The 26,940-nt window shown below is 47.7% G+C and carries 38 protein-coding genes; 37 read left to right on the forward strand and 1 reads right to left on the reverse strand.

The window, feature by feature from the left end:
• Positions 1-521 precede the first annotated feature (521 nt).
• Positions 522-1,103 carry a hypothetical protein gene (locus Q0791_RS00115; protein WP_299001681.1) on the forward strand — a complete coding sequence of 194 codons (582 nt, stop codon included), beginning with the start codon at positions 522-524 and terminating at the stop codon, positions 1,101-1,103.
• Between the two features lie 5 nt (positions 1,104-1,108).
• Here the strand turns inward: Q0791_RS00115 and Q0791_RS00120 are convergent, their stop codons facing one another.
• Complete coding sequence (locus tag Q0791_RS00120; protein ID WP_299001683.1) at positions 1,109-1,804, reverse strand: S24 family peptidase; 696 nt, start codon at positions 1,802-1,804, stop codon at positions 1,109-1,111.
• A gap of 214 nt (positions 1,805-2,018) precedes the next feature.
• Here Q0791_RS00120 and Q0791_RS00125 point away from each other — a divergent pair, with 214 nt between their 5' ends.
• The 36 genes from Q0791_RS00125 to Q0791_RS00300 all read left to right on the forward strand — a co-directional run bounded on the left by Q0791_RS00125 (position 2,019) and on the right by Q0791_RS00300 (position 26,815).
• On the forward strand, positions 2,019-2,249 hold the full coding sequence (locus Q0791_RS00125) for a hypothetical protein (RefSeq protein WP_299001685.1): 231 nt from the start codon (positions 2,019-2,021) through the stop codon (positions 2,247-2,249).
• Positions 2,239-2,487 (forward strand): DNA-binding protein, encoded by a 249-nt coding sequence (locus Q0791_RS00130; protein WP_299001687.1) that lies wholly within the window; start codon positions 2,239-2,241, stop codon positions 2,485-2,487. Before Q0791_RS00125 ends, Q0791_RS00130 begins: the two co-directional genes overlap by 11 nt.
• 169 nt (positions 2,488-2,656) lie before the next feature.
• Positions 2,657-4,465, forward strand: coding sequence for a DDE-type integrase/transposase/recombinase (locus Q0791_RS00135; protein WP_299001688.1), 1,809 nt, complete (start codon positions 2,657-2,659; stop codon positions 4,463-4,465).
• A 57-nt stretch (positions 4,466-4,522) separates the two neighbouring features.
• A complete protein-coding gene (locus tag Q0791_RS00140; RefSeq protein WP_299001690.1) occupies positions 4,523-5,263 on the forward strand; it encodes an ATP-binding protein in 741 nt (246 codons plus the stop codon).
• 29 nt (positions 5,264-5,292) lie between these two features.
• Positions 5,293-5,769, forward strand: a complete 477-nt coding sequence (locus Q0791_RS00145; protein ID WP_299001692.1) for a hypothetical protein — start codon at positions 5,293-5,295, stop codon at positions 5,767-5,769.
• Entirely contained in the window at positions 5,766-6,296 is a 531-nt protein-coding gene (locus Q0791_RS00150) for a helix-turn-helix transcriptional regulator (protein ID WP_299001694.1), read from the forward strand. The genes Q0791_RS00145 and Q0791_RS00150 overlap by 4 nt, the downstream gene beginning before the upstream one ends.
• Entirely contained in the window at positions 6,286-6,504 is a 219-nt protein-coding gene (locus Q0791_RS00155) for a hypothetical protein (RefSeq protein ID WP_299001696.1), read from the forward strand. Before Q0791_RS00150 ends, Q0791_RS00155 begins: the two co-directional genes overlap by 11 nt.
• The gene (locus Q0791_RS00160; protein WP_299001699.1) at positions 6,504-6,740 is read left to right on the forward strand and encodes a hypothetical protein; all 237 of its coding nucleotides are present in this window, start codon (positions 6,504-6,506) and stop codon (positions 6,738-6,740) included. Before Q0791_RS00155 ends, Q0791_RS00160 begins: the two co-directional genes overlap by 1 nt.
• A 53-nt stretch (positions 6,741-6,793) precedes the next feature.
• A complete protein-coding gene (locus tag Q0791_RS00165; RefSeq protein ID WP_299001700.1) occupies positions 6,794-7,420 on the forward strand; it encodes a DUF3164 family protein in 627 nt (208 codons plus the stop codon).
• Positions 7,421-7,431: 11 nt separating this feature from the next.
• Positions 7,432-7,932: a hypothetical protein gene (locus tag Q0791_RS00170; protein WP_299001701.1), complete on the forward strand. Its 501-nt coding sequence runs from the start codon at positions 7,432-7,434 to the stop codon at positions 7,930-7,932.
• Positions 7,933-8,002: 70 nt separating this feature from the next.
• The gene (locus Q0791_RS00175; protein ID WP_299001702.1) at positions 8,003-8,143 is read left to right on the forward strand and encodes a hypothetical protein; all 141 of its coding nucleotides are present in this window, start codon (positions 8,003-8,005) and stop codon (positions 8,141-8,143) included.
• Positions 8,144-8,199: 56 nt separating this feature from the next.
• Positions 8,200-8,847 (forward strand): gp16 family protein, encoded by a 648-nt coding sequence (locus tag Q0791_RS00180; protein ID WP_299001703.1) that lies wholly within the window; start codon positions 8,200-8,202, stop codon positions 8,845-8,847.
• Positions 8,847-9,275, forward strand: coding sequence for a Mor transcription activator family protein (locus Q0791_RS00185; RefSeq protein WP_299001705.1), 429 nt, complete (start codon positions 8,847-8,849; stop codon positions 9,273-9,275). Before Q0791_RS00180 ends, Q0791_RS00185 begins: the two co-directional genes overlap by 1 nt.
• Before the next feature lie 17 nt (positions 9,276-9,292).
• Positions 9,293-9,532, forward strand: a complete 240-nt coding sequence (locus tag Q0791_RS00190) for a hypothetical protein (protein ID WP_299001706.1) — start codon at positions 9,293-9,295, stop codon at positions 9,530-9,532.
• Positions 9,533-9,622: 90 nt separating this feature from the next.
• Positions 9,623-9,937, forward strand: coding sequence for a hypothetical protein (locus Q0791_RS00195; protein ID WP_299001707.1), 315 nt, complete (start codon positions 9,623-9,625; stop codon positions 9,935-9,937).
• A gap of 202 nt (positions 9,938-10,139) precedes the next feature.
• A complete protein-coding gene (locus Q0791_RS00200) occupies positions 10,140-10,685 on the forward strand; it encodes a lysozyme (protein ID WP_299001709.1) in 546 nt (181 codons plus the stop codon).
• Positions 10,669-10,932: a hypothetical protein gene (locus Q0791_RS00205; protein WP_299001710.1), complete on the forward strand. Its 264-nt coding sequence runs from the start codon at positions 10,669-10,671 to the stop codon at positions 10,930-10,932. The genes Q0791_RS00200 and Q0791_RS00205 overlap by 17 nt, the downstream gene beginning before the upstream one ends.
• Positions 10,926-11,477: a hypothetical protein gene (locus Q0791_RS00210; RefSeq protein WP_299001711.1), complete on the forward strand. Its 552-nt coding sequence runs from the start codon at positions 10,926-10,928 to the stop codon at positions 11,475-11,477. Before Q0791_RS00205 ends, Q0791_RS00210 begins: the two co-directional genes overlap by 7 nt.
• Positions 11,478-11,516: 39 nt before the next feature.
• A complete protein-coding gene (locus Q0791_RS00215; RefSeq protein WP_299001712.1) occupies positions 11,517-11,891 on the forward strand; it encodes a DUF2730 family protein in 375 nt (124 codons plus the stop codon).
• On the forward strand, positions 11,869-12,162 hold the full coding sequence (locus Q0791_RS00220; protein ID WP_299001713.1) for an ArsR family transcriptional regulator: 294 nt from the start codon (positions 11,869-11,871) through the stop codon (positions 12,160-12,162). Before Q0791_RS00215 ends, Q0791_RS00220 begins: the two co-directional genes overlap by 23 nt.
• A gap of 161 nt (positions 12,163-12,323) precedes the next feature.
• A complete protein-coding gene (locus Q0791_RS00225) occupies positions 12,324-12,665 on the forward strand; it encodes a hypothetical protein (protein ID WP_299001714.1) in 342 nt (113 codons plus the stop codon).
• Positions 12,649-13,236, forward strand: coding sequence for a DUF3486 family protein (locus Q0791_RS00230; RefSeq protein WP_299001715.1), 588 nt, complete (start codon positions 12,649-12,651; stop codon positions 13,234-13,236). Before Q0791_RS00225 ends, Q0791_RS00230 begins: the two co-directional genes overlap by 17 nt.
• 136 nt (positions 13,237-13,372) lie before the next feature.
• Positions 13,373-13,726, forward strand: a complete 354-nt coding sequence (locus Q0791_RS00235) for a hypothetical protein (RefSeq protein ID WP_299001716.1) — start codon at positions 13,373-13,375, stop codon at positions 13,724-13,726.
• The gene (locus Q0791_RS00240) at positions 13,719-15,323 is read left to right on the forward strand and encodes a terminase family protein (protein WP_299001718.1); all 1,605 of its coding nucleotides are present in this window, start codon (positions 13,719-13,721) and stop codon (positions 15,321-15,323) included. The genes Q0791_RS00235 and Q0791_RS00240 overlap by 8 nt, the downstream gene beginning before the upstream one ends.
• Before the next feature lie 12 nt (positions 15,324-15,335).
• Positions 15,336-17,003, forward strand: coding sequence for a DUF935 domain-containing protein (locus Q0791_RS00245; RefSeq protein ID WP_299001720.1), 1,668 nt, complete (start codon positions 15,336-15,338; stop codon positions 17,001-17,003).
• Positions 16,993-17,682, forward strand: coding sequence for a phage minor head protein (locus Q0791_RS00250; RefSeq protein ID WP_299001721.1), 690 nt, complete (start codon positions 16,993-16,995; stop codon positions 17,680-17,682). Before Q0791_RS00245 ends, Q0791_RS00250 begins: the two co-directional genes overlap by 11 nt.
• Before the next feature lie 40 nt (positions 17,683-17,722).
• Entirely contained in the window at positions 17,723-18,163 is a 441-nt protein-coding gene (locus Q0791_RS00255) for a phage virion morphogenesis protein (protein ID WP_299001722.1), read from the forward strand.
• Between the two features lie 327 nt (positions 18,164-18,490).
• Entirely contained in the window at positions 18,491-19,657 is a 1,167-nt protein-coding gene (locus Q0791_RS00260; RefSeq protein WP_299001723.1) for a phage protease, read from the forward strand.
• Positions 19,657-20,577: a Mu-like prophage major head subunit gpT family protein gene (locus Q0791_RS00265; RefSeq protein ID WP_299001724.1), complete on the forward strand. Its 921-nt coding sequence runs from the start codon at positions 19,657-19,659 to the stop codon at positions 20,575-20,577. Before Q0791_RS00260 ends, Q0791_RS00265 begins: the two co-directional genes overlap by 1 nt.
• 64 nt (positions 20,578-20,641) lie before the next feature.
• Positions 20,642-21,175 carry an HI1506-related protein gene (locus tag Q0791_RS00270; protein ID WP_299001725.1) on the forward strand — a complete coding sequence of 178 codons (534 nt, stop codon included), beginning with the start codon at positions 20,642-20,644 and terminating at the stop codon, positions 21,173-21,175.
• Positions 21,176-21,598 carry a phage protein Gp36 family protein gene (locus Q0791_RS00275; RefSeq protein ID WP_299001726.1) on the forward strand — a complete coding sequence of 141 codons (423 nt, stop codon included), beginning with the start codon at positions 21,176-21,178 and terminating at the stop codon, positions 21,596-21,598. It abuts the gene before it with no gap.
• Positions 21,598-22,050 carry a hypothetical protein gene (locus Q0791_RS00280; protein WP_299001727.1) on the forward strand — a complete coding sequence of 151 codons (453 nt, stop codon included), beginning with the start codon at positions 21,598-21,600 and terminating at the stop codon, positions 22,048-22,050. Before Q0791_RS00275 ends, Q0791_RS00280 begins: the two co-directional genes overlap by 1 nt.
• A 12-nt stretch (positions 22,051-22,062) precedes the next feature.
• Complete coding sequence (locus Q0791_RS00285) at positions 22,063-22,965, forward strand: phage tail tube protein (protein WP_299001728.1); 903 nt, start codon at positions 22,063-22,065, stop codon at positions 22,963-22,965.
• A 96-nt stretch (positions 22,966-23,061) separates the two neighbouring features.
• Entirely contained in the window at positions 23,062-23,454 is a 393-nt protein-coding gene (locus tag Q0791_RS00290; RefSeq protein ID WP_299001729.1) for a hypothetical protein, read from the forward strand.
• 5 nt (positions 23,455-23,459) lie between these two features.
• Positions 23,460-23,807 carry a hypothetical protein gene (locus Q0791_RS00295; protein WP_299001730.1) on the forward strand — a complete coding sequence of 116 codons (348 nt, stop codon included), beginning with the start codon at positions 23,460-23,462 and terminating at the stop codon, positions 23,805-23,807.
• A 101-nt stretch (positions 23,808-23,908) separates the two neighbouring features.
• Positions 23,909-26,815 carry a tape measure protein gene (locus Q0791_RS00300; protein ID WP_299001731.1) on the forward strand — a complete coding sequence of 969 codons (2,907 nt, stop codon included), beginning with the start codon at positions 23,909-23,911 and terminating at the stop codon, positions 26,813-26,815.
• Positions 26,816-26,940: the final 125 nt, after the last annotated feature.

A 26,940-nucleotide genomic window follows, 5' to 3' on the forward strand; every position in this document is an offset into this window, starting at 1 on the left:
ATTCGTTTTTTAGGTGTTTTTTTGCTCATCATTTTCTTATAAAAATAAGGCTAACCTAAATAGCTAACCTAAATAATTAAGGGGCTAAGTTAACAGTTTTGCATTGCATTTAACAGTTTTGTAACCAGAAAACATAATTTTTCATTTTAAAGCTCATTAGGTAATGATTATTGCTCTAGGTCAGTGTGACGATTAAAGGAGTTAAGAGGGGAAGATTAGCTTTGAACCTATTTGGAGAAAGTGAGCGAGAGTGCATGCTATTTGTAACCGATCACATGACATGAGAAACCGAGAATAAGCGAGATTAGATGAAATTTGCTGAGATTTTCCAGTGTGAATGCGGGTTTGAAGCTGTGAAGATTAAAATTTCATGTTCTTTGTTGAGATCGGATGAAATGAGACAGATTATCCTCATATTGCCATAGAGATCGGATGAAATGAGATTTATTGAAATTAGCCGAAGTTGTAAGAATAGTTGTTAATGCCATAATTCATTCATGTTTTAAATATGATGTATTTATATGCCTGAATTATCCAAAACTCAAATCGCATGGAATTTGATGCTTGAAAGAGATGCTTTTGAAGTCTCTGAGATAGCCAATGAGTCAAGTATGCCATTGGAACAATGCCGCACTTTTATCAATAAACTCGTTAAACAAGAAGCTGTGGCTATTATCGATGGGCTAGGCTGGTATCGACGACCCTATGTATATCGTGTCGTGGATGTGTCCAAGGCTAGAGTCGGCAAGGGGAATTATAATCAAATAACCAATCAATCAGCCCCTGGTCAGCAAACTATTTGGAACGCGGTGCGTGTTCATCGGCACTTCACCAATTTACAAATCGAATTAACCACATCCGCATCGATTAAAAGCATTAACGCCTATCTGAGGCAGTTAGAGCGAGCGGGTTATCTCATGAGAAAAAGAGTAAATAAAACAGTAGGTAATGATAAAAGGTGCGGACAGCGTGATTATTTTCATTTAAAAGCAAGCTTTAATACTGGACGAAAAGCGCCCATTTTACGTCGAGATAGCGGCATGTACGATCAAAATCTTAATGTTTTGTTTGAGTTCGAGACGCCATCCAAATTGGCGTTATAGTGATTTTAATAGAGATCTTTCCCTACCCAAACGACTTTCCCTATTATTTTTAATTCATTGATGTCTTTTTTTTCAACCAATTGATCTTTATATTCTTTATTGTCACTAATCAGCTCTACTGAGCCATCGAATCGTTTTTGTAATCGCTTAGCATAAAGCTCGTCACCAAACCTTAAAGCGAAAATTGAACCGTCTGTAAGTTGAACATCTTCAGTATTAACTAATAGTGAATTGCCAGATTGTATCGTTGGTTCCATTGAGTCACCATGGGCAAATACGACTGCTAATTTTTCGGGGTTAATTCCTCGGTGTTTTAGCCATCTTTTCCTAAATGCTAGATGATGATTCACGGCTTCATCTGATGGAAAGTGACCATGCCCTGTGCTTATGCGAACATTATAACTAGGGATAAGACTAAAAATATCATCAAATTTCTCTATAGATAGTGATGAAGACTCAGTACGTATTTGATCAGAATTACCAGTAATTAGCCAATTCAAATCGACGCCTGTTTCATTGGCTATTTTACTAATAATAGATAGTTTTGGATCTTCACCTTTCAATATTCTACGTAATGTACCTTCTGATATATTGATTTTTGAGGCAAAACTCCTATTACTATCTGAGCCTATTGCTTGTTTTATTCTTTTATGAAGAGTGCTGTCTGTTAATTCAGATGTAACACTGGTCTTGTTATTCATAGATTTTTCTACTTTTTATTTTCAATAAAATCAAGTTTTTACTTCTTTAATCATTTCCTTTTGCGCCAAAAGTTGATCTTGATCGCGTTAAAAGTGTTGCTATGCGTTAAAAACGATCCTATATTGTTCATATATTACGCAATGCGTAATATGTTGCTTATATGGAAAGTGTACGCAGTGCGTAACATTTAAATTGTAACACGAGAAATCAAATATGCAGATAGAAAAAGCGAATCATATTCATGCTGCTTTACTCGCACAAGGGATGAGTTGCCGTTCCTGGGCAATTGAAAATGGTTACAAGCCGAGAACTGTACAAAAGTATATTCAGTGGTTTGCGCCTGATACTGGCCGTAGACCTAAGCGAAAACTTGCCAATTCAATAATGAGTGATCTTTCAAAAACGATTGGAGTTCAATTGTTGGGTGGTGAAAATGACTATTAAAGAATGGTTTACAGCGAATGAAATTGCAGCTTTACCTTATACACCTAATTGTGGAAGGAGTGTGAGGCTTAAAGCTCAAAGTAAATCTTGGAGTAAACGAAAGTGTGAAAAGGGAAAAGGTTTTGAATATCATATAGATTCATTGCCTTTGGAAACTCAAGCTTTTATACGGGTAAAAAATACAGGAGGTGATAATTTATTAACAAATGTATCTATTAGTGATCGCGTAAAAAAATGACGCATCAAGTCAATTTCAAGAACGAAAAAAGAGTATTTTACAAAAAAGCACTGCTATTCAGTTTTTCATGGGCCTGTCTGAAAGTGTTCAAAACAAGGCTAAAGCTAGAGAGAAAATAGTACTTGAATTTGAAAATTTTTTAATACCTTACGAAGCGGCTGGGGATAGGATGAATGGAGTAAAATTATTCATTAAAAAATATAACGATGAAATAATATTACTTATCAATGAAATACGTAATTACATTCCAAAAGTAGGAAAATCATCGCTGTATAATTGGAGAGCTGAATATAAGAAAAATGGGATTTTAGGGCTAATTGATAAACATAAGAATGTTCAAAAAAACAAAATCGACACTCAGTACCGATTAAATGAGTTTATCAATGCGCTGATCACAGCTAAGCCGCATTTATTGAATCAACCCAAAAAAGTGCGAGAAATGGCGCAGGTGAAAGCCGCTGAGTTCAATTGGGAGTTACCCTCTATCGGCTCGTTTAAGCGCTGGTTAGCTCAATATGCGGCTAAAAATGAGGTGGCACTGGCGTATATCACTAATCCTACTCAATACACAGACAAATACAGGCCGCTATTTAGCACCATGTACCCGCAAGTGGATGGCCCGAACCAAGTTTGGGAGTTTGATTCTACCCCCACCGATGTTGAGTTAAATGTGGATGGCAAGCTTAAGCGTCACTGTATCGTCGCGGCTATTGATGTGTATACCCGTCGTGTACAGCTGATTGTCTCGCCTGCATCACATAGCGAAGCGATTTGTTTGTTGCTGCGTAAGTGCTTGCTTGAGTGGGGCATACCCGAAGAGGGGGCCATTATGCGTACGGACAATGGTAGCGATTACGTGTCAAAACGCACCACCACGATTTTTGAGATGTTAGAGCTTAAACAATCGCGGGCGGCGGCCTTTTCAGGCTGGGAAAAACCTTTTATTGAGCGCTTCTTTGGCACCATGAGCCGCGTATTGATGGAAAAAATGCCCGGTTATATCGGCCATAGCGTGAATGATCGTCAGCAAATTGAAGCCATGCACACTTTTGCTATGCGAATTGGCGAAGGTAAAAAGCAAGTGCAGCAAGCGCGATTAAGCTTGGCGTTAACGCCACACCAGTTGCAAGAAGCGCTCAATGATTATCTTGAGTTTGATTATAACCACGTCCCCCACGATAAAACCCAAAAAACACCTTTTGAGCTGTATGCAGAAAGTGGCTACAAAAAGCGCGCCATCACTAACGAGCATGTGCTTGATTATCTACTTAATTACATCGGCACCAGCACAGTGGCGCGGGGTGGAGTGCGCGCAGGTAATGTTAGATATACCGCACCAGAATTGATGGAAGTCGCCTGGCAGCGTAAAAAAGTGCGCGTCTTTGTGGATCCTAATGATATTGGCCGCGCCACCTTATACCCCATCGAGGACTTTGAGACCTATGTTGAAGCGGTAAACCACGAGCTAGTGAACAATGGCATATCCCCTGTGCTATATCGCGAACGCCGCAAGCAGGCACAGAAAGACTTAGCCGTCATGCGCAAAACCGCCAAAAAGCTGCAAGAAGAGTTTGGCATCGACAATTTATACGCCGATGAACTGGCTCAGAAAAAGGCCCTTAACGATAGCTTACGTCATATCGAGCGTCCCATCGAACATAACAATGCCAGTATCAAAGGGTTAGAGGCGGGCAGCCAGCGTAGGCAAGACTCATTGAGCGCCAACGAGTTAGCCATGATAGAGCGCCAACGCCTTGAAATGGCTGAGCGTAAACAGCGGGCCGCCAAGCATGAAAGCCACATAGTCCGTACCGATCACGAAAAAGCCATGATGTTAACCAAAGAATCATTAAATCGAACATTAACCCAAACAGAGGAGAAGTGGCTTAAAAAATACCGTTTAAACAATGTATTACAGAGAAGTCGTCTAGACAGGGTTTTGAAATCGGCAGACTCAGCCAGCCGCCAAGTTCGCTGAGTCCGCCTATCACATTGGGCTATAGACATAGCCTTATTCACAACATGAGGGATTATTATGAAATATAAAACCGTAGAAGTAAAAAACGTTTTGCGCACTCAAGACATGTTTTCTAATTTGCTGGGGCGCAGTCAAATCACCCCTGGAGGTGGCCTTATTCATGGCCCAGCGGGTAACGGTAAAACCACCACAGTAGCCTATATCATTAACCAGTTAACCAGCGGTGGCAGTTTACCTATTTATGTGCGTTGTTGCGCCACCGACACGCCCAGCTCTTTTCTTGCTCGTGTGGCCAAAGAGCTAGGCAGTGAGCCTTTGTATCCTCTGCGTAAGTCCGTTGATTTTATTATTAATACCATGAATGAGCTACAAATTGCGCTGTTTGTCGATGAGGTGGATCACATTGTCGGCCAAGCCAAGACGATGGAAACCATTCGGGATATTTACGACGCCACAGAGCAACCAGTCATTTTAATCGGCATGGAAGAAATTGCCCGCCGTATTAGTCATCGCAAACAGCTATTTAACCGCATTTCAGAGTGGGTCGAGTTTCAGCCCGCCGATGCGGAAGACGTGCACATGTTTGCCACCGAGTTACTGGAAGATGGGATCAGTGTTGGGGAAGACTTGCTTGATTATATTCGCGTGCGCTCAGGGGGCGAAGTGCGGCGAATATTGATTGCACTGGAGAAAATCGAACGTTTTGCCAAGGTCAATGATCAGCCTTATGTGGATAAAGAAATTTGGGGCGATGGGCAATTGTTTCTTAACCATGGAATACACCAAGGAAAGCGTTAATTTTATAATAATAAAAGGAATTTTACTTTATGGGAAACAATATAAATCTAGCTACGGCGTGTGAGGTGCCTACAGCCAAGAGTAAAGGGCTAACAGTCAAGAATAAAGGGCTAACAGCCAAGAATAAAGGGCTAACAGCTAAGCAGGGAGTCGCTAATAAGCACAAGCTACATGTGGTTAAACCTGCTCAACAAAACAGTCAATTACACACAGACAGGCAGCAAGTCTGGAACGTGTTGCGTATTCATAACAAGGCCAATAAACGCCTCATTATGACCACAACCAGCGTGAAATCAGGCCTCATTTATCGCTATTTAACGCAACTGGTTAAATCGGGCTATTTAAAGGCTCTTAATCCGCGCAAAGGACGGCCGCGCGGCCAGTGTATTCATTATCGCTTAATCCGTAATTCAGGCCGATTAGCGCCCCAAGTGCGTAATAACGGTGTGTACGATCAAAATCAGCAAGTCTTCTACCCCTTTAATAATAAGGAAGCCGCGAAATGACATGGACGACAATATTAAGTCAGCAGGCTAAAGCCCGTGGCCAAGTGGCGGTGGCCAATGAGTTAGGGGTCTCTAAAACTGTGGTGAGTCAACTGATTAATGGTAAATACCCCGGTGATTTAAACCGCATGCAAGCGTTAGTTGAGGGGGCATATATGGCCAAAACCGTATCGTGCCCAATCATGGGGGATATTCCACTACACCAATGCGATAAATATCAGCGTAATACCCTAACCAGTCATCCAACGCGGTTGAAATTATACCGAGCGTGTCGAGGGGGCTGCCCCCATTCGTCTCAGCCTGTCAATCAGCATTTTAAACCTTTTGAGGCTAAGGCACAGCAAGCTCAAATAGCTCCAGCTTATCAGGCCGAGGCCACTATCGGCAGGCTTGAGCGACAAGTGCGCAGCGACGACGGCGGTCTCTCGCAACTTGTCAAGCTGTTAAAAGCTGAGCTGCAAAGCCTAGCTATGCGTTACAACCGCTTGCTCGCCAAAGAAGAAAAAGGAGAACACTATGGCCGTTGATACCGAACGGGCGCGCATTGTGGCCGCGCTAGCCCTTAGGGGCATGAAAGTGCTTAGCAGTCATAGCGACAGGGTGATCTGCATTGAGCACCCCAGCCAAGACTTTATCGATAAGGCGGTGGAAATCACCGAGCGCGACAGCCAAGGCTTACGCACGCGTTTAGCAACCCAATTTAACGGCATTACAGTTTGCTGGAGTAAATATTAATGGCAAAAATCACTTTAGAAATTATAACAATAGAGAACATTGATGGCCCAACGCTAGAGGGAAATGTGGAATATCAAATCAATGCAGAAAATCAACGGGATTTAAGCGATGTCATGGCGATTAAATTGCTGGAGTCTCTCAATACCCTTATTCCTCAATTAAGTGATGAAGTCTTGGCCGAAACGAAAACGCCTTATTTGTCGCAGCCGCTAACAGTTTGCCCTCGATTACAGTAAATCGCATTGAATGCGTATTTAACGCCTATTTAAACATGGTTTAAGGATAAATTATGACTAAACAAATTAATCAAGACACAATCCCAGCAGGTTTTCGCCAAAACGCCCTTGGCCATTTAGTGCCTGAAAGTCAAATCAAGCCGTTAGAGTTGATCCGTGATGATCTGGTGCACAATATCGTGCAACAAGCGCAGGCCCTGCGTGTGACTATGCAAGGCTTTAAGCAGCAGGCCCAGCAGCAACTCACCGACTTTGTAGATCTCTCTGCCAATGAGTATGGGGTCAAATACGGTGGCAGCAAGGGCAATGTGGTGTTGACTTCTTTTGATGGTCGCTACCAAGTGCGCCGTGCCATCGGTGAGCATCGCGTGTTTGATGAGCGCATTCAAACCGCCAAAGCCTTAATTGACGAGTGTATTCATTCATGGTCGGGTGGGGCGGATGATAGGCTCATGGCCATGGTGGATCATGCCTTTAGAGTGGATCAACAAGGCCGCATTAATGTCAATCAAGTGCTGAGCCTGCGCCAACTGAATATTGATGATGCAAAGTGGTTAACGGCCATGGAGGCCATTGCCGATGCCATTCAGGTAACGGGCACTTGTGAGTATTTGCGCCTTTACGAGCGTAAAAACAACGGTAAATACCAACAATTGCCCCTTGATATCAGCTCACTTTAAGGATGATGACCATGACAATTTCAACTAACGCCAGTATCACTGCCGCTATCACTGCCGAGGAATGGCAACAAATCGAGAATGAGATGAGCGGCGTGTTTGGCCGCGCCGAGTTCTTATTAAATGGCACAAAAATCAACTTAGAGAAGCAGTTTATTGCGGAAAACCGCTTAGGCATTTTAGTGTTTATTAACGGTAGTATTAATCACGGCCTTTGTTACGCAGACCCCCTTGATCCCATTGCGCAACAGGTTTGGCGTAAGCGCAGTAAAGCATTGTACAGTGCTAAGAAAAAAGCGGAATTACTTAAAGGGTTCGGCAAGCGTCGAGCCAAGGAATGGTTTCCTAATATCGATAAAAAACGCGAATGGTTGGAGCCGTATTTTTTCCAATTTGGCTCACTGAAACGTCAGTACAGCAAGCTCGATGGGCTAACGCTGGTGAGTCTAGGTTATCAAAGCCAAGGCGCTAACAAGCAGACTGACAATAACCAAAAGCCCGCGAGCCATGGCTAAGTCCGATAAGACTAAGCTCAAGGCTCAGACTAACGCATAGGGTGTCAGTCTGACACCCTACGCCGAGGCGTTGATTGCGTATGTCAGCGCTTTTTACGGCCAAAATAGCCAGCAAGCCAAAACCAGTGCGCCAACAGCCCGCCGCGCTTGGGCCATCGATTACTTAAACCGTTATGCGGCCCCTCATTGGCAAACAAGAGATGGCAAATAAGAGGTTGCAAACAAGAGATGGCAAACAAGCGACACACAAGATAAGGATAATCAATCATGTCTTACCCGTTCAGTCCCCAAACAGACCCACAAACAGATCCACAAGTCCCCGTTAGAGTCAAAGTGAAAAACCCCGCCAAGCGGCGGTTAATCACTTTGATCAACATCGCTAAACAGCAGTTAAACATCGACGAGTATGTGTATCGCGCCATGCTTACAAGCTGTGTCGGTAAAAACTCACTTAGGGTTATGACATTAAGTGAGCTAGAACAAGTGCTAACCCACTTTAAACAAAAAGGCTTTACTCCTCATAAAAGCCCGAATAAACAAAGCGCTAAAGGGCGTTTAAGCCCCAAAGGCGGCAAAGCTAAGGTGGCCGAAATCGATAAAATCCGCGCCATTTGGATCACCATGTTTAAACAAAATATCGTCCGCGATGGCAGCGAAACCGCCCTCGATAGCTATGTGCGCCGCATGAGTGCTCGCTTAAACATCACTAACGATATTGCCAAGGGCGTAGACAGTGTGGCTTGGCTTAACCCTCAGCAAGCCTATACCGTACTTGAAAGCCTTAAAAGTTGGCATAAAAGAGCCATGCAAGTTCGGCTTGAGCAGCTTGGCATAATAGAGCTAAAAGGTTATGACAAGGTGCTTACTCGTTACCTTGAAAATGAAAATCTGATTAAGCAGTCTGGAGAGAGTTGATGAGTGAAGATAAGCAGTTGGACTTAGTGCCCAGCAGCGCCGAGGAGTTAGAGCAAACTCTAGCCGTATTGCAAAGCCTGACCGAGGATGAGCGTAAAGATTTTATTCATCGTTGGCCGTCAACACTGCAAAGTCTGTGTGAGCTAATGCGAGTTACATTGGAGGGCTACAAAGTGAATAACGCGTTGATGTTAAGCGAAGCGCTGGCGACTAGCTTGAGCACTTACTTAGGGGGCCGTGATGTGTATATTCCAAACGGGGAGCGCCTTAAAGATGCCCTGCGGGATATTCAGATCTGGCGGGAATTTAAGGGCAATAATTTAGAGTTATTGTCTCGTAGCTATGGCCTCACCGAGCGCCGCGTGAGCCAGATCATCGCCGAGCAGCGAGCCGCGTTCGTCGCTCGCAAACAACGCAAGTTATTTTAATAAAAGGAATGAAAAGTATGAGTGATAAGATAATCTATTCAAGCAATGCAACACTTGAAAAAGTGGTTGAACATGGATTTGAAATTATGAAGGAAAATGATTGTGAAGGTTTTGAATACGTTGTCGGTAATGTAAAAGAAGGACAGCTTAAAGTGACCTTTAAGCCAGATAAATCTGTTTATGATGTTGTTAATATCGACGGGGTTAATGGGTTTGGTTACACATTAGCATTTGAAGATAGCAAAGGAAGAAAATAAGCTTAAGCTAAGAGCTTGATATTGGTGACGCTGTATTTTTGTGCTAATGTTATTCACCTAAATACAGCAAAGCAAATGCCAGGACGGCCCATGTCACAGCCCATTCAAAACTCATCTGAACAGACTCCCGCTTCATCTCAAACCCATGGTTTTACCTCATTAGGCTGTTTTAGCTTTTTAGGTCAGTTGATCGCGATAATGGGCATAGTGATAGCTGTGTTTATCTTTATTAAATTGGGCTGGGTTGTAGTGCGCAATGAATATTTGCCAGAGCAGTGGATCATTAAAAAACAGTTTAATCCGATCATGGCAGCATATAGCGCTGGGATATTGTTAATCAGCCTGTGTTGGTGGGCCTTTGTGCACGTCATAGTGGCGATGGCACGACGTTTAAACGTGGTTTAACTCTGTTTTAATCTCTCTTTAAACCGCATTTAATCCCAAGTTAAACCCGCTTTAAGCCCAGTCTTATGCTTTGACGCGCCAGCGTCATTTTCTCCCAACCTTGAGTGCTGTTTTCAAGGTTGGGAGTCCCGAAACCTTTCCTATCCATCCCCTTTGCTTATTTTTGCATCATAGACTCAGCATTCCACATTTGAGTCATTATATGCATTACGACGAGCAACGCTACGCCCAGCAGTCCCCCTACACGCCTACTATTCCGTCACTAATAAACGTTGCGTGCGAGTTTATCGCCGCCGAAGAGGGCTTTCGTGATACCCCCTATCACTGCTCTGAGGGCTATCCCACCGTGGGCTATGGCCAGCGCATCGGCAAGAAAAACCAGTCCTTAACCCATTTTCAATTCACTCTGCCTGAGCCTGCCGCCCGTGAGTGGCTTAAACACGGCATTATTCAGCGCCTCAATCAACTAGACAGTTATTCCAGTCTTGCTGCTGTATTCATGGAACAAAATACTGCTCGCCAAGTGGTGCTGTTATCTATGGCCTATCAGTTAGGTGTCAAAGGCTTGAGTTTGTTTAAAAACATGCTGGCGTCCCTGAGTATTGGCGATTATGTGATGGCCGCCGAGCATGCCCTTGATAGCCGCTGGGCCAAGCAAACCCCTGAGCGCGCCCAGCGTCATGCCCACATTTTGCAAACGGGTAAGCTTGACGGTACAGGAGGAGTGATGGATGGCCAGAAAAATTAAAAGCCGCGTTTATCGTCAATGCATGAAAGACGGACGCCTCGCACGTATTCAAGCCGAATTGGCGCGTCTTACTAGGTTAAGAGCGGCCAATCTCGCATCTTTAGCCGAGCTGATCAAATGTCCGTTACCACCGAGCTTATACAGCCATCACGCCACGAGGCAGAGCTTTTTTAACAAGGGATGGCACGCCGTCACCTTAGTAGACATTTTAACCGCCGAAAAGAAAACAGGAGATCAAGCATGCTAACACTCGCCGCCCTTGCCACTACGCTCATTCAATCAGGCCCTGCGCTTATACGGAGTATCGGTGATTTGTTTGATGATAACACCGCCGCTGTGGCCAACAACGTGGCCGAGCTGACCGAGCGCGTCACCAAAACCACTCACCCACAGATGGAGCTGGAGCAGGCGCTCAAGACCATGCCCAGTGAAAACCTGCTCAAGCTGCAAAATATCGCCAAGGAGCTGGATGTGACTAAGGCGCGCATTGATGCCGATAAAGCGGCACGAACCCTGCAATCGGCAGAAACTTTGCATCAACAAACCCAAGCAACCGTGCAAAATGGCGATAATGCGGCGGGGGAATATGTGCGGCAAACGCGGCCCAAAATGGCCCGCTTTAGCGGTTACAGCGGCGCGCTGTACATTATTATCACCGAATTGTGCGCGGTATTGGATAAAAGTGACGGGGCAAGCTGGGAGCTGGCCAGCATATTATTGACTCCGCTATTAACTTACATGGGCCTGCGCACAGCCGACGCCTTTAGCCGATTTAAAGGGCCACGTCTATGAATCAGTTGTTCCCATTCAATCGGGTTCACGGAGAGCAATATGAGGCGATTCATGGATGAAGTCAGTCTGTTTGTTAATAACCATTTTAAATTATTGTCAGTCTTGGCGGCACTCTCGTTCGCAGGCTTTGTGGCTTGGCTCACGGTGAACTTTTCCACTCGAAAAGAGCACCAAGCATTGATGTTAACCGTTGATGAATTGAGTCAAGAAATTACTCGGCTTAAAGGGGATGTGGAGCATCTCCCCAAAAGAGGTGACGTGCAGCGATTAGAGAATATTATTAGTGCGCTCGCGGCCACGGTCGCTGAGTCCCAAAAAGGCATTGAAACCAGTATTTCACGACTTGAACGCAAAACCGATCTGTTATTAGAAAATGAGTTAAGAGGAAGTAATGGCAATACAACAAATTCTTAGTGAGCACCAACGCTTAGTCGTTCTGCGCTTGTTACACGAAGTCCCCGGCTTTGATTTAAATGAGTCCATCTTGCAAGACTCTCTCAATGCCTATGGGCTAGATGTGAGCCGCGATGCATTGCGCACACAACTGAGCTGGCTCGAAGAGCAAGGCTTGCTCAGTCTAAAGCAAGTGGGTAATACCCAAGTCGCCAAACTCAGTGCCCGTGGCCAAGATGTGGCCCAGGGGCGGGCACATGTGCCGGGCATTAAACGCCCCAGTGCGGTTTAAAGTTGGGCGTAGGAGACGATCATGTTTGATAACCCGCTGTTACTACTCAATGTACTGCGCATGTTTGAGCAAGAGGCAAGAGGCTTGGAAAGTGTCACTATCACGCGCTTAGTGCCCAACAGTGATGAACGCCAACATTGATCAGAATACTAGGACGGCATATGGCCATTAAAAAACAACCCCCTCACAATCACACTCGCCGTAATCGAAAACGATTAACCCAAGGTGAAAAAGACGGCATCAGGCTCATCGCCGACATGTTTGTGCTGGATAAATTGCATAAAGGCATATGGGAAAAGGATGCCGAGTTAGCGCCCCATACCAAAGGGTTACGGCGTCAGATGATGAAAGAGTGCCCCCGTGTGTTTACCGCTCATCAAGAGCTGCAAGCACAGATCCAAGAGATTTATCAAGAGTGGCTGGATTGGCTGAAACCAGAAGGTATTAAAAAAGACGGGCTGAAACAAAACGATCAGGAGGGCAGCCGTGACCGAAAACACTAATACTGATAGCCCCACACGTGGCCGCCGCTCTAAAGTGGACTTGTTGCCCGATGATATCCGTCGCCGCTTGGATGCGGGCCTGCGGGACGGCTCCATTCTGCAAGTGGATTTACTGGCTGAGATTAACGGCCTCATTAGTGCGGCGGGACTCGACGACAGTCAAAAGCTCAGCCGTGCGGGCCTCAACCGCTACGCCAGCAAAATGGAGGCGGTAGGCAAAAGCCTGCGAGAGATGCGAGAAATCACTCAAGTGTGGACGGCGGAGCTAGGCGACAAGCCTACAGGGGAAGTGACCAAGCTCATATTAGAGATGGCTCGGTCTCAGCTGTTTAAAGCCCTGCTTAATCAAGATGAAGACGGCGAGGCCGCCGATGTGGGCATGATCAAAGATGCCATGCTGGCGGTGCAGCGACTCGAATCCGCCGCCATGGCCAGTCATAAGCGGGAAAAAGACATTCGTAGCGCCTTTGCCGAGGAGGCCGCCAAAACGGCAGAGAAAGTGGCTAAAACTCAGGGGCTGACTGCCAAAGCAGTGGCCGAACTAAAACGGGAGATTTTAGGCATAGCCTAAGTGAAACGGGAGGTTTTAGGCATAGCCTAAGTGAAACGCGAGATTTTAGGCATAGCCTAAGCGCTCAAGGCAAAAGCTAAACCCTAAACCCAGAACCTAAACCTAAACCCTTTAAACCAATGATAAGGAGTGTGTGATGCAATGGATGCAATGGTTACCTCAGTGGATTAAAACGCCCTATTTTAAGCTGATCGACGAGTTAGTGGCCCTGCCCAATGTACGGCGCTATTACAGAATAAGCCGCCTTGCTTGTGGTATGAGTGGGTATCTTGTGCTTTTTAGCCTGTTTGCCCCGTCAATGACTTATCCCTTTATTGCCATGAGTGTTTTTATGCTTTTAATGGCGTCTTGCGTGCTATTGGGCCAAGCCGTCAAATTGCTTGATGACATGATTATCAGTGAACCCGAACAGCTCAACACCATGCTGGCTGAGCATATGTTAATAGCCCAAACCGATAAAGGAATAAATAAAGGTGCCTTCCATGAATGACGTTGTTATTGGTCAAACCAAAACCCCCATTGAGTCAGCCAATGAACTCAGTGTATTTAACTCAAAAGAGGTGCTGCTGGGTTATCAAAAGCGCTGGATTGCGGATGATTCTCAGCTCAAAATTGCCGAAAAGTCTCGCCGCACGGGCTTGACCTGGGCCGAGGCCGCCGATGCGGTATTGTGTGCCAGTGCTGCCCGCGGCCAAGGCGGTTGCAATCACTTTTATGTGGGTTCAAATAAAGAGATGGCGCGGGAGTTTATCGATGCCGCCGCCATGTGGGCCAAGGTCTTTAATAAGGCCGCAGGCGAGATTGAAGAGAGCATCTTTATCGATGATGGCCAAGACGGCAAAGAAATTCTCATCTTTACTGTTCACTTTGCATCGGGCTATAAAATTCAGGCGCTTAGCTCGAATCCTTCCAATCTGCGAGGCATGCAAGGCAATGTCACTATCGACGAGGCGGCGTTTCATGAAAAGCTGCCCGAAGTCTTAAAAGCCGCACTTGCTTTGACCATGTGGGGCGCGAAAGTGCGCCTCATTAGCACTCATAATGGCATCGATAACGTCTTTAATGAGCTGATTAATGATAGCCGCGCGGGTAAAAAAGATTATAGCGTCCACCGTATTACCCTCGATGATGCTTGCGCCGAGGGCCTGTATCAACGTATCTGTCAAATACGGGGCATCCAGTGGAGCCAAGGGGCTGAAGATGACTGGAAGGCCGGGCTACTTAAGGCCACTCATTCAAAAGAGGACGCTCAAGAAGAGTATTATTGTGTGCCCAAGTCTGGCGGCGGGGCTTATCTTAACCGAGCGCTCATTGAGTCCTGCATGCAACCTGTGCCCATTGTTCGCCTTAAAAAGGATGCCGCTTTTGGTCACTGGCCCGAGCATTTACGTTTTGATGAGATAGAAGAATGGTGCAACGAGCAGCTCGCGCCCATTTTGGATAGTCTCAACCCTGATTTAGCTCACTGCCTTGGTGAAGATTTTGCACGTACCGGGGATTTAACGGTATTTGATATCGGGGAAATTGCCAGCGACTTGCATGTTAAAACCAAGCTGCAAGTGGAATTGAAAAACATGCCCTTTAGGCAGCAAGAGCAAATTTTATTTTTTATTTGTGATCGTCTGCCGCGCTTTCGTGGTGCCGCGCTGGATGCCCGTGGCAATGGCTCATCCTTAGCCGAATATGCACAAGACAGATACGGCAGTGAAATCATCGAATGCGTCATGCTCACCGAGAGCTTTTACCGAGAGAACATGCCGCGCTTTAAGAGTCACTTTGAGGACGGCTTGATCACTGTTCCCCGTGACGATGACACTATGCAAGACCTGCGGGCACTTGAGATTAATCAACGGGGTACGCCCCGTCTAAGTGACGGTAAAACAGGGGAGAAGAAAGAGCGCCATGGCGATGCGGCTATCAGTTTATTTTTAATGATCTATGCTGCCAGTTTTGACGGCGGCCCTATCGAGTTTACTGCCATTCCACTAAATCAACATTACGGTCATCATGGCGATCTCAACGCCAAAGTGCGTGACGATGAGGAACAAGAAGACGACATGCTCAGTCATCATCAAGGCTGCTGGTAAAAGGATAAGACAATGCAAGAACGAGTGAATAAAGATAAGCAAATAGTGGATCGATTCGGTCGCCCCTTTGAGAGGCAAGCCGCTAGCGAGTATCAGACCGACGATGTGCGCTTGGTGGGCCTTAAACGCACTTTTAGCGAGCACCCCTCAAGTGGATTAACGCCTGTACGGGCGGCGGAAATTCTATTGGCCGCCGAGCAAGGGGACTTAATCTCTCAGTGTGAGCTGGCGGAAGATTTAGAAGAAAAAGACGGCCACTTATATGCAGAGTTAGACAAGCGCAAGCGGGCGCTATTAGGTGTCGATCATTTTTTAAAGCCGCCGCGCAATGCCAGCGCCGCAGAAATAAAAGACACTGAATACTTAAGCGAAATGCTCTTTGATACCGACTTTTTACCCACGCTCATTAAAAACATGGCCGATGCCATGTTAAAAGGCTTTAGCCTGCATGAATTAACCTGGAGCCGAGAAGGGCGCGAATGGTTTGTTAATGTGCCCGAGTATCGGGATCCCGCCTGGTTTATGACACATCCCGAGCGCCGCAATGAGTTGCGCTTGCGTGATGCCAGCTATGAAGGGACAGAGCTGCAAGCGTTCGGCTGGATCAACCATGTGCATGCGGCCAAGTCTGGCTATGTTGGCCGCGCAGGCTTAGTGCGTCAATTAGTGTGGCCTTTTATCTTTAAAAATTACAGTGTGCGTGACTTGGCCGAGTTTTTAGAGATTTATGGCTTGCCATTACGGATTGGCCAATACCCCAGCGGGGCCACAAATAATGAAAAACGGGCGCTACTGCAAGCCGTGACCAGCATAGGTCATAACGCTGGAGGGATCATGCCAAAAGGCATGGTGATGGACTTTCACGCCGCCGCTAATGGCCATGCCGATCCCTTTGATTTGATGATCCAGTGGGGCGAAAAAACCATGTCCAAAGTGATATTGGGTGGCACGCTCACGAGTCAGGCGGACGGGAAAAGCTCTACTAATGCATTGGGCAATGTTCATAACGAAGTGCGGGAAGAGCTGCGCAATAGCGACTTAGCGCAAATAGCCGAAACCTTAAGCCGTGATTTGGTTTACCCTCTGTATGCTGTGAATTGCAAGAGTCACACCAGCCCGCGCCGTGCCCCTCGATTTGTGTTTGACACTCAAGACGGGGAAGATCTCACTAAACTGGCCGCGCCGCTGAAAACCTTTGTCAGCATGGGCCTGCAAGTACCCCAAAAATGGCTACACGATAAAACCCGCATTCCTGAGCCTGTTAACGATGAGCCAGTATTGCGCCCAGAAGCGCCACGCCAGCCCCATGCTCCCCATGCTCCCCACGCTAACAGCGCCGCAGAGCAGGCCGCTCTAGTGGCACTGGCCGCCACTGAAAAGGTCAATAAGCAAACAATGGCGGATAATGCTGACATTATTACCGAGCAGCTTAAACAGCAGATGCAGCCCGTGCTGCGAGGCTTTACTGATGAGTTACAAACGCTTGTCGATAATGCTACCGACTTGGATGCACTGCAAGCCGCCTTAGCCGCCATGAACTTGCCGTTAAATGATGCCACGGCAGTGATGCAATACGCCATCGCCTGTGCCGATTTAGCGGGCCAGCATGATGTGCTAAGTGAGAGTGATGCGGTCAGTGCAAGCGAGCTAAGAGAGAGCGAGGCAAAGCATGGCCAATGAGTTTGAAAATGAAACCGATGTTGACATAAAGGCGCAATACGGCAGCCAGTTTTTCATTCAAGCCATTGCCTTTTTTCGTGCTAAATTGAACCTGCCCACCGCCCAGTGGGATGATATCTGGCAAGCCGCTCATAATCGTGCCTTTGTGGTGGCAGGGGCCATGGAAGCGGCGCTATTAACCGACTTACGTGAGGCGGTAGACAGCGCCATCAGTCAGGGAAAATCCATTACATGGTTTCAACGTGAGTTTAAAAGTATTGTCGCCAAAAATGGTTGGAGTCATACAGGTAAGAGCGACTGGCGGGCCAATATCATTTATTCCACTAACGTGCGGCAAAGTTATAACGCGGGCCGCTATGAGCAGTTGCAGTCATTCGATTATTGGGAGTACCAGCACGGCGACAGCCGCTACCCCAGAGAGCTGCACCTTAAGTGGCATGGCACTGTATTACCGAAAGACGACCCATGGTGGCAGACTCATTTTCCTGCCAATGGCTGGGGCTGTAAGTGCCGCGTTCGTGGTCGCAGTGGGGCCGCCCTCAAGCGCTTAGGCTTGCAAGTCAATGACGCCCCCGTGATCGAATATCGCGACTGGTTGAATAAAAAAACAGGCGAAGTACACAAGGTGCCCAAAGGCATAGATCCCAGCTTTGACTATGCGCCCAAGCGGGGCAAGTGATGTTTGGCTCGATTTATAGCTCAATAAGGGAGTAATAACAATGGCAGGCACCCACATAGACATCACCGCCAGAGGTCAGGTCAAAGTCGCCAAGGCCCTCAATCAATTGCTCAAACAAGGGCAAAACCTTAATCCGATATTGGGGGACATTGCCGAGTATTTACTGGAGAGCACTCAGGGACGCTTTGTTGATCAACAAGCTCCAGACGGTAAACCCTGGCAGCCCTTAAGCCCCGACAGCCTGCTGACGAAAAAACGCGCCGATCGCATTTTAACTGAGTCCAGCACACTGGCCGATACCTTAAATTATCAATTAGCTGCCACTCACTTTCGCTTGGGCAGCCCGCTTGAATACGCCGCCACCCATCAACTGGGCCGCGATGAAGCCAATATCGTAGCGCGGCCATTTTTAGGGCTGGCCCCCTTTGAGCGGGTGGAGATCATGGGCATGCTCAATCAGCATTTAAGTAAGGTATTATGAAGGTTTAAGTAAAACGCATTTTAAGTCGCGAATGAGCCTAAATCATGCAATGGTATACCTTAATCGCCGTTCGTGGCATACAGGACGATTTAAACAGGGTTTAAACACTATTGCATGGTTTGACCCTGACTCTCTTTTCACTTATTTTGATCATGCTGTACTAATGTTGTTTTAAGCCGCGTTAGTTTTTGCTCTTGACGCGTCAGCGTCCTTCTCCCGATCACGAAACGCTTTTACTCGTGAACGGGAGTCCTGAAACGTTTCAGATCCGCTTGCTTTCCTATTTTTTGCACCATAGCCATATGTTCTCTCAATTGCCCTGTGTCTATGTTTCAACTTGCCGCCCTCACCAGTAGTTTAACCTTTGCCCTTAAGCCCAATGATGACGGCTATATTCAAGCCCTGCCGGATGGTTACTTTAATGCTGTGGATGGCCGCCCTCGTGATGTGGCCTCTGGCAAATGGTTAATGGATGCCATCGCCTTTGCGGCCATGCAAGCCAACACGCCCCATCAAGCCGGGGACTTGGTGATTGATTATGAGCACCAAACCTTACATAAAGAAAAGAACGGCCAACCCGCCCCCGCCGCAGGTTTTTTTAATATCAAAGATATTCAATATCGGCCCGGCCAAGGCCTGTTTATTAAGCCGGACTTTAACGATAAGGCACAGGCTCATCTCACTGCCCGAGAATACAAATATTTTTCCCTGGTGTTTAGTTATGACACTGACACGGGCCGCCCCCAGTACATTCATAGCGGCGCGCTCACTAACAGACCGGGCGTTGATGGCATGTTGCCCCTTGCTAGCCTCAGTGCACAAATAAGCCCCCGTATACATCATTTAACGTATTCAACTGATCCAACCCCTCAAAAAGGAGATATTCCCGTGAATGAAACCCTAAAAAAGCTACTCATGAAACTGGGCATAGACATTGGCGATCCCAATGCCGCCCTGACCGATGAGCAGGCCACCGCCGCCCTCAGTGCATTGGATAGCTTAGTGACGCAAGCGGCTGAGGTGGAGCCATTGAAAACCCAAGTGGCGGCCCTGAGTGCACAAACTCAAGCGGCTCAAAATCAAGCGGCTCAAGCTCAAGCCGCAGGCGCTCCAGTGGATTTAACCCAATATGTGCCCATCGCCACCTTTAATGCCTTGCGTGAAAAGCTAGTGAGCCTCAGCGCCGAAAATGGCCAGCTCACTATTGAGCAAGCGGTTAAAGACGCGCTGGATGCAGGCAAAGTGTTGGCCTGTGAAGAAGACTATTTATTGCAGTTGGGCAAGCAGCAAGGCATGGCAGCGTTAAGCGCTCACCTTGATAGTCGCCAGCCTATTGCGGCGCTTACTACCAAGCAGACCACAACCGTGACCCCGCCTGCGCTGTCCAGCGGAGATATGCAAGGGGCGGCCCTATCCAGCGAAGAGTTGCAAATGGCGGACGCCTGGGGCATGTCACACGACGAATTTAAAGCAGCGAAAAAGGATGACAAATAATGGCCATTATTAATGCAGCAAGTTTGCAAGCTCTGCGCACTATGGTGCGCAGTGAGTTTCAAAACGCCTTAGTGAATACTGAGCCTAGCTATAAAAAAATAGCCACTGTGGTGCCGTCTAATACTAAATCCAATACCTATGGCTGGCTGGGCAGTATGCCGTCCTTTCGTGAGTGGATTGGCGATAGGGTGATTAACTCCATCAAAGAGCACGGTTACAGCATCACTAACCGCACGTTCGAGAACACTATCGGTATTAATCGCGATGATGTGGAAGACGACACGCTAGGCATTTATGCGCCTATGGTGCAGGCACTGGCCCAAGAAGGGCAAGAGTTCCCTAACGAGCTGGTGTATGAATTACTGGCTAATGGATTCACCACCGCCTGTTATGACGGGCAAAACTTCTTTGATACGGATCATCCGGTGAATAGTAAGCATGACGGCACAGGCACAGATAGCTCTGTCTCTAATGTGTTAGTGGATGATGCCTACACGGGTAAGCCTTGGTATTTGATGGACACCACCCGCCCACTTAAGCCGCTGATTTTTCAAGAGCGGCGCAAGCTGGCACTCAATACTCTGTTTAATCCCACGGATCCTGCAACCTGGGTTAAAAACGAGTTTCAGTTTGGCGCAGATTTGCGTTGTGAGTCTGGCTTTGGCTTTTGGCAGCTAGCATTTGCAGGCAAGATTGAACTCAATGCCACTAATGTATGGGCCGCCAATTCTGCCATGAAAGCCTTTACTCGCGACGGTGGCAAGAAGCTCAAAGTCAAGCCGAATTTATTAGTTGTATCTACGGATGACGAAAAGCAAGCCACGAAATTGCTCACCCGTGACTTTATCGATGAAAACGGCACCACAGTGAATAACGAGCTTAAGGGCAAGTTTGAGCTTTTAGTTGTGCCTGAGCTGTAACGGAATGAGCAAGCATTTAACCAATCACGAATGAGCAAGTTATGCAGAGTATGGAGAGAAACACATGGATACTAATATCAGTGCTAATACCAGTGCTAATACCTGTACTAACAAGAGTACTAAGATCCTTAATCTGGCTCACGACGGCTACCGTCGAGCGGGCATTGCCTTTACCAAAGGTGAGAATGCATTGCCTAAGCTGGATAAGGCCCAGCTGGCGCAAATTGAGGCCGATCCTCGCCTCAAGCTACTGTCAAAAGCTGGGGTGTCGGCCCTTGCCGATAACGGCCAAGCGCAGAGCGGGGCCGTGGACAATACAGCAAGTGCAGCCGAGCTAATCCCTAAACAAGCGCCTGATAACACGCCAGTCAAGAGTACCAATGAGCAAGATGACAATGCTCAAGATGACAGCGCGCAGGTGTTTTCGGCCATTGCCTCACTGAGTCTTGACAATAAAGATCACTTCACTGTTAGCGGCAAGCCGCAGGCGGCGGAGCTTGAAAAGCGCTTAAATCGCAGTGTCAGCGCCAGCGAACGTGACGCCATGTGGCAAGCCTACCAAGACAATCAGGCTCAAACAGAAGAAAAGGACGCTTAAATGATGTATGCCAGTGCTGAGCAAATGACAGCCCGCTTTGGTGAGCAAGAGTTAATCGAACTCACCGACAAAGATGGGCAGGCAGGTGAGCTAGTGCAGGCAGTACTTGAGGGGGCGCTCAGTGATGCCAGCGCCACCATTGACGGCTATTTGGCGGGGCGTTATGCGCTGCCGCTGGCCTCAATCCCTCAAGTACTTGTGCCCATTTGCTGTGATCTTGCCCGCTATCAGCTTTATGACGAGCAGGTGAGTGAGCAAGTGAGCAATCGCCATAAGCATGCTATGCGCTTTTTGGAGCTGCTGGCATCGGGCAAAGTGAGCTTAGGGTTAAGCGATGAGGGAGAAGTGCAAGCCGATGACTTGCCCGAGATCACTAGCGCGGGCAGCGTGTTTGCTCGCGATAAATCAACAGGTTTTCTCTAATGATAGCCTCCATTATTAGCCGCCTCAGTGATGCCAGTTTGGATGCTACAGGCAAAAATCCTTGGTTAACCGTTGAGGGCTTGCTGGATTTATCAGAGCTAGATGATAAGTCAAATAAGCGCTTTCCCAAACTGTATGTCATTGAGCTGACGGAGCAGGCCAAGCCGGATGTGCGCGGCTCAGGCCCGGCGCTGCAAAGCGTGCAAGCGGAGATTGGGGTCATTTGTTTAATGTCAAAACGCAACGGCGCTTGCCCAAGCCTCGCGCCTTTGCGTGCAGTCGTTAGAGCACGCTTATTTGGCTTTGTGCCGCTCGATGATAGTGATGCAAGCCTTGCCCATGACTATGAACCCTTATGGCTCAATGGGGGCGGCTTACTCAAAATTAATGCGGGCCATGTGGCATGGCTGGATAAATTCATGACCGAATATACTGCGCAAGCAGCGCAATAAAAGGAGAAAGACATGCGTAAATTTAGAAAAAAAGCGCTGGTGTTTGCCAAAGAGACCCAATACGGCATGGATGCCATCGACGCGGGGGAAACCGCAACCAGCGTATTAGGCCGTGAGATGAAAATTATGCCCTTGGCGGGGGAAAATACAGCCCTGGATTACGATAACGGCGTGCTGGGTAACAGCGCCGAAATCGCCACCGAGACCTATGTGACGCTGGAATTTGGCCTTGATTGGGCGGGCAGTGGTGAGGCCACCACCCATGCCCCCTATGATAATTTACTCAGTGCCTGTTTGCGTCAAAGCAGTACAGGCTCAGGGCAAATTGAGCGCAATATTCATGATGATAGCAGTGACAGTGTGACCTTTTATTTTTACTTAGATGGCGCTTTGCATGCACTCACTGGCGCGCGAGGTAACGTGAAAGTTGAGGCAAAAGCGAAATCCTTTCCCACAATCAGCTTTACCTTTACTGGGCTGTTTGTGGCCATTACCGCAGCGGCCATTCCTGCCACTAACTTTGCCGCCTGGCAAACACCGCTTAAAGTCGGCGCGGCTAATACGGCGTGTATGCTGGATGGTCGTGCCGCCAAGCTCATTAGCTTTGAGTATGACCAAGGCAATGAAGTGCAATACATAGAATACGTGGGCCATGAGGAAGTGATTATTTCTGATTATGCCCCCAGCGGTAAAATCGTGCTGGAAGCAGCGAGTCTCACTGATTTTGACCCTTTCGCGGCCAATACGAAAATCCTTGAGTTTGAACTGACCCATGGCGTGGCGGGCAATACCATTAGTTTTAGTTGCAATGAACTGCAATTGGGCCGCGCCGAATATGGCGATCAAGACGGCATTTTAACTTATGAAATCCCTATTCGCCCCATCGGCAATAGCGATTTATTGATTACGAAATAGCTTGTACGAAATAACCTGTACGAAATAGCCCGATTTAAATGCCAGTTAAACCGAATTTAAACTTGTTTTAACCCCTTTATTAAGAGTCTTAAGATTATGAGCCAAACCACTAATACCACCCACGGGAACACAACTGACGGGAACACCAATAAGCCCGCCTTTATTTTTACGCCTAAGCGCCATGTTAAGCAGTGGCCCGCCGTGATTAAAATAGCTGGCGATGGCGGGCAAGTGATTGAACATGAGATTTATCTTGACTTAGTGCTACTGCCCAATGATGAATACATCAAAACCATGCAGCAAGGCGATGCAGCTGTGTTTGACCGCATTATGACAGGTTTTAGCGGCATTCAAGCCGCCGATGGCTCGCCCCTAACTGATACGCCTGATAATCGCGCCGCCTTGTATCAGCATGTGCCCTTTACTGAGGCTCTAGTGACAGCCTATCGTCAAGCCAACAGCGGTGAGGCGGCAAGAAAAAACTCATAGAGGGGGTGCGCGCTTTATATGACGTGCAGCATGCTAGGCTCAATCCCCAAGAGCAGCAGGCCATGGATGATGAGATGCGCCTTTTGAATATCACCCCCGATATACCGGCTAAACATGATCCCATTGCCTTTTGGTCAGAGCATGAAACCGCCCTTATCTGGTGGCTACAAGTGCAAGATCTCATGCGTTACAGCCACAATCAAATAACGATTTGTGAAGGATTAGACGTGGTGGCAGTGCAAGCAGATGTGGCCATGTCGGGCCGACAGGTTGACTCAACAGATTATCAAAAGCTACGCCTCATCGGCCATACCGTGACGGGCCTCATTAATGAAAAGCTAATGAGCAGTTAATGAAACAGCCTTGAGCGCAGGCTTATATAAAGTGCAGCCTTGAGCACATAAACAGCCCTGAGCGCAGGTTTATATAACGTGAACAAGGAAAAGGAAACGCCATGAGTGATTTACAGATAGCCCTGACCCTCACCGCCGATGGCCGTCAATTAATCTCCACCGTCAACGGCAGTGAAAAGGCGGTGGCTAAGCTGAATACTAAGCTCAATGCCACAAGCGCCAGCGGCAGCAATGCCAGCCAAGGGCTATCCCGAGTTGAGCGCCAAAGTAACCAAACAGGCTTGTCACTCAAGCGCCTTGGTGTGTATGTAGGAAGCGCTTTTGCGGGCTTATCTGCCATTAATCTCAGTCAAAAAATGGCCAGTGATTTAGCCGCGTTTCAAGATGTGCGCACTCGCTTAACCCAGCTGTCAGGCTCCGCTGCGGCTTATGCCGATAACGAGCAATATTTAATTGAGTTATCTAAGGAACATCACAAAGAACTCACCGTATTAGCGGGCAGTTACGCCTCTATGCTTAATTTGCAGGATTCAGGCTTAGTGACTCAGAAACAAGCCCGTAGCATTACAGAGGGCATGAGCAACGCCCAATCGGCGCTAGGGGCCAGCAGTGTGCAGCTAAGCCAAGCCATGTATGGCTTATCGCAAGGGCTGGCCTCTCCTGTGGTACGAGCCGAAGAACTTAATCAGTTAGTTGAGCCACTGCCGGGCTTGCTCAATAAAATGGATAAGGCCGCAGGTCTCAGTGCGGGTGGCTTTAGGCAAATGGTGCTTGAGGGCAAAGTCACCAGTACCTTTTTACGCACGACGTTAATTGAGGCATTAAAAGAATATGACGGTGCAGCGGCGGCCACAGCGGAGAATATCAGCGCGCAGACCCGTGACATGAAAAACAGTTATGAGCAAATGTTAGTGGCCTTTGAGCAGCCCATTAATGCCAGTGCTAGCGGTATATTAAGTGCTATGACAGACAGCATGGCGTGGGCGGGGGAAAATGCCGAAAACCTCATTCAACTCATGCAAGTAGGCCTTGTGATGGCCCTCACTCGCGCCACTCAAGCGGCGATCACTCATACTGCGAGTCTCATCACAAAAGCTAATGCCGAACGGGCCGCGCAGGCTGCCGCCCTCACTACGGCCCAAGCCGAATTACAGAGAGCGACCATACAGCGGGGGGCAGTGCTCACATCCGGCCAAGCTGTGGTGGCCGAGCAGCGCTTAGTGGCGGCGCGAAATGCCGTTACCGCCGCCACGGCCCGCACCACCTTAGCCACTCGTGCGCTTAATCGAGCCATGTCACTGGCGGGCGGCCCAGCGGGATTATTACTCATGGGCGCGGCGGCATTAGGTTCATTAGCGCTCAGTGCACGGGATGCTAAAGCTGATATTGCTGGATTAGATGATGAAGTGGACTCACTCTTAGGCCGCACCGAAAAAATTGCCAGCCGTAAACTGGATAATGTGATTGAGCAGCAAATGGCAAAAATAGCCAAGCTTGAGGAACAAAAAAAAGATTTATTAGATCAAAGTTATCAGCCGACACAATTCACTTCAATTTATCAAGCCGAATATTATGGGATTAAAGCATTGGTCGCAGAGCAAGGCGAGGCGGCCAAAGCCCAGCTCAAAGAAATCAATGAAGTCAATGCTAAGTTAAAAAAAGCCAATGATGATTTAGCGGCGTTAAAAGCCAAGCAAGCAGAGACTCAAACAAAAACGAGCCAACCTCAAGCGGGCGTGATCAATAATGAGCAAAAAACCTTACTTGAAAGCCTGACCAAACAAAAAGCCCTTTTCGGTGATGTGAGCGAAGCGGCCAAAGTGCGTTATGAAATTGAGCACGGCAAATTAAAAGAGTTAGATCCTGTGGTGAATGCCAAGATTTTGCAAACCGCCAAAGAGATAGACGCCACAAAAAAAGCCGCAGATGCCAGTAAAACCGCCGCCGATGCAATTCAAGATCAAAAAGACAGCATTTTGCAATTACTCTCTGCTATCGATCCTGTGACCACAGCGGCTAACGAATTAGCCGATAAAGAACGTTTACTCAAAACTTATTTTGAGCAGGCCAATGTGCCGCTGGAAAAGCGCCGCGAACTCATGGCCGCATTGCGGGATGAATATGCAATAGAGAGTGATTATGAACGGCTCAGTAATGAATTAAGTCCGACCCGCGCCGAAAATCAAAAACACCAAGACAATATGGCGATTTTGAATAATGAATTAGCCATAACGCCAGAGGATGATCTGGCCAAACGCATGGAGATTCACCAGCGGATCGAAGATGAAGCCCAGCGTCACAGTGATGCGATCCGTGAAATCAACGGCGAGTTGACGCTGGATTATAAAGAGATGTGGACGACCACTTTCCAGCAATTTAGCGCGGGCGTGGGTAGCGCCACCGCAGACGCCATGTTTGAAGCCAAGAGCCTCAGTGATGGGGTTCAGCAAGCGGCCAGAGGGGCGGCTAAGGCTGTGGTGAAAATGTTAGTAGAATACGGGGTGCAAAAGCTGGCAGCGGCAGCACTAGACAGAGGCATAATGCAAACCAATGCGGCGGTGGCCCAAAGCACAGCAGCCACCACTGGGGCCTCTATGGCGGCGTCCATGGCCCCCGCGGCGGCCACCTCATCTATCGCGTCTTTTGGTACTGCGGCTATCGTGGGCATGGCGGCCATGGTGGCGGGCATGGCGCTATTACCTTCTATTATTGGCCAGTTTCATGGCGGCGGCACTATCCCCAGAGAAGGCACCTATTTACTGGACGGCGGCGAGACCATATACACGCGTAAGCAGCACGCCGTGATGATGAACGCCATGCAAGCCAGTAGCCGAGGTAGCGGCGCTCGTGGTATGAATATGCAGCAAAACAATACCATAGTGGTATCAAATGAAGCCGAAGCTGAAAACCTCAATGATGTATTGCCGCAACTGGTGGCCATGACCAAGGCGGCAGTCATTGACGATCTCAACAATCGCGGCGATGTATGGCAGGCGCAAAGGGGCTAGCAAAGGGGGGGCTAGTGCTCTTTCATTTATGTTGCTTTTCGGCGCGTGAGCGCCATTGTCTCTTGAACGCGGCTTTTTCTTTATAAGCGTTCGAGAGTAAGCGTTCGAGAGTCCCGAAACCTTTC

It is taken from the genome of uncultured Shewanella sp. (assembly GCF_947495455.1).
Lineage (GTDB): Bacteria > Pseudomonadota > Gammaproteobacteria > Enterobacterales > Shewanellaceae > Shewanella.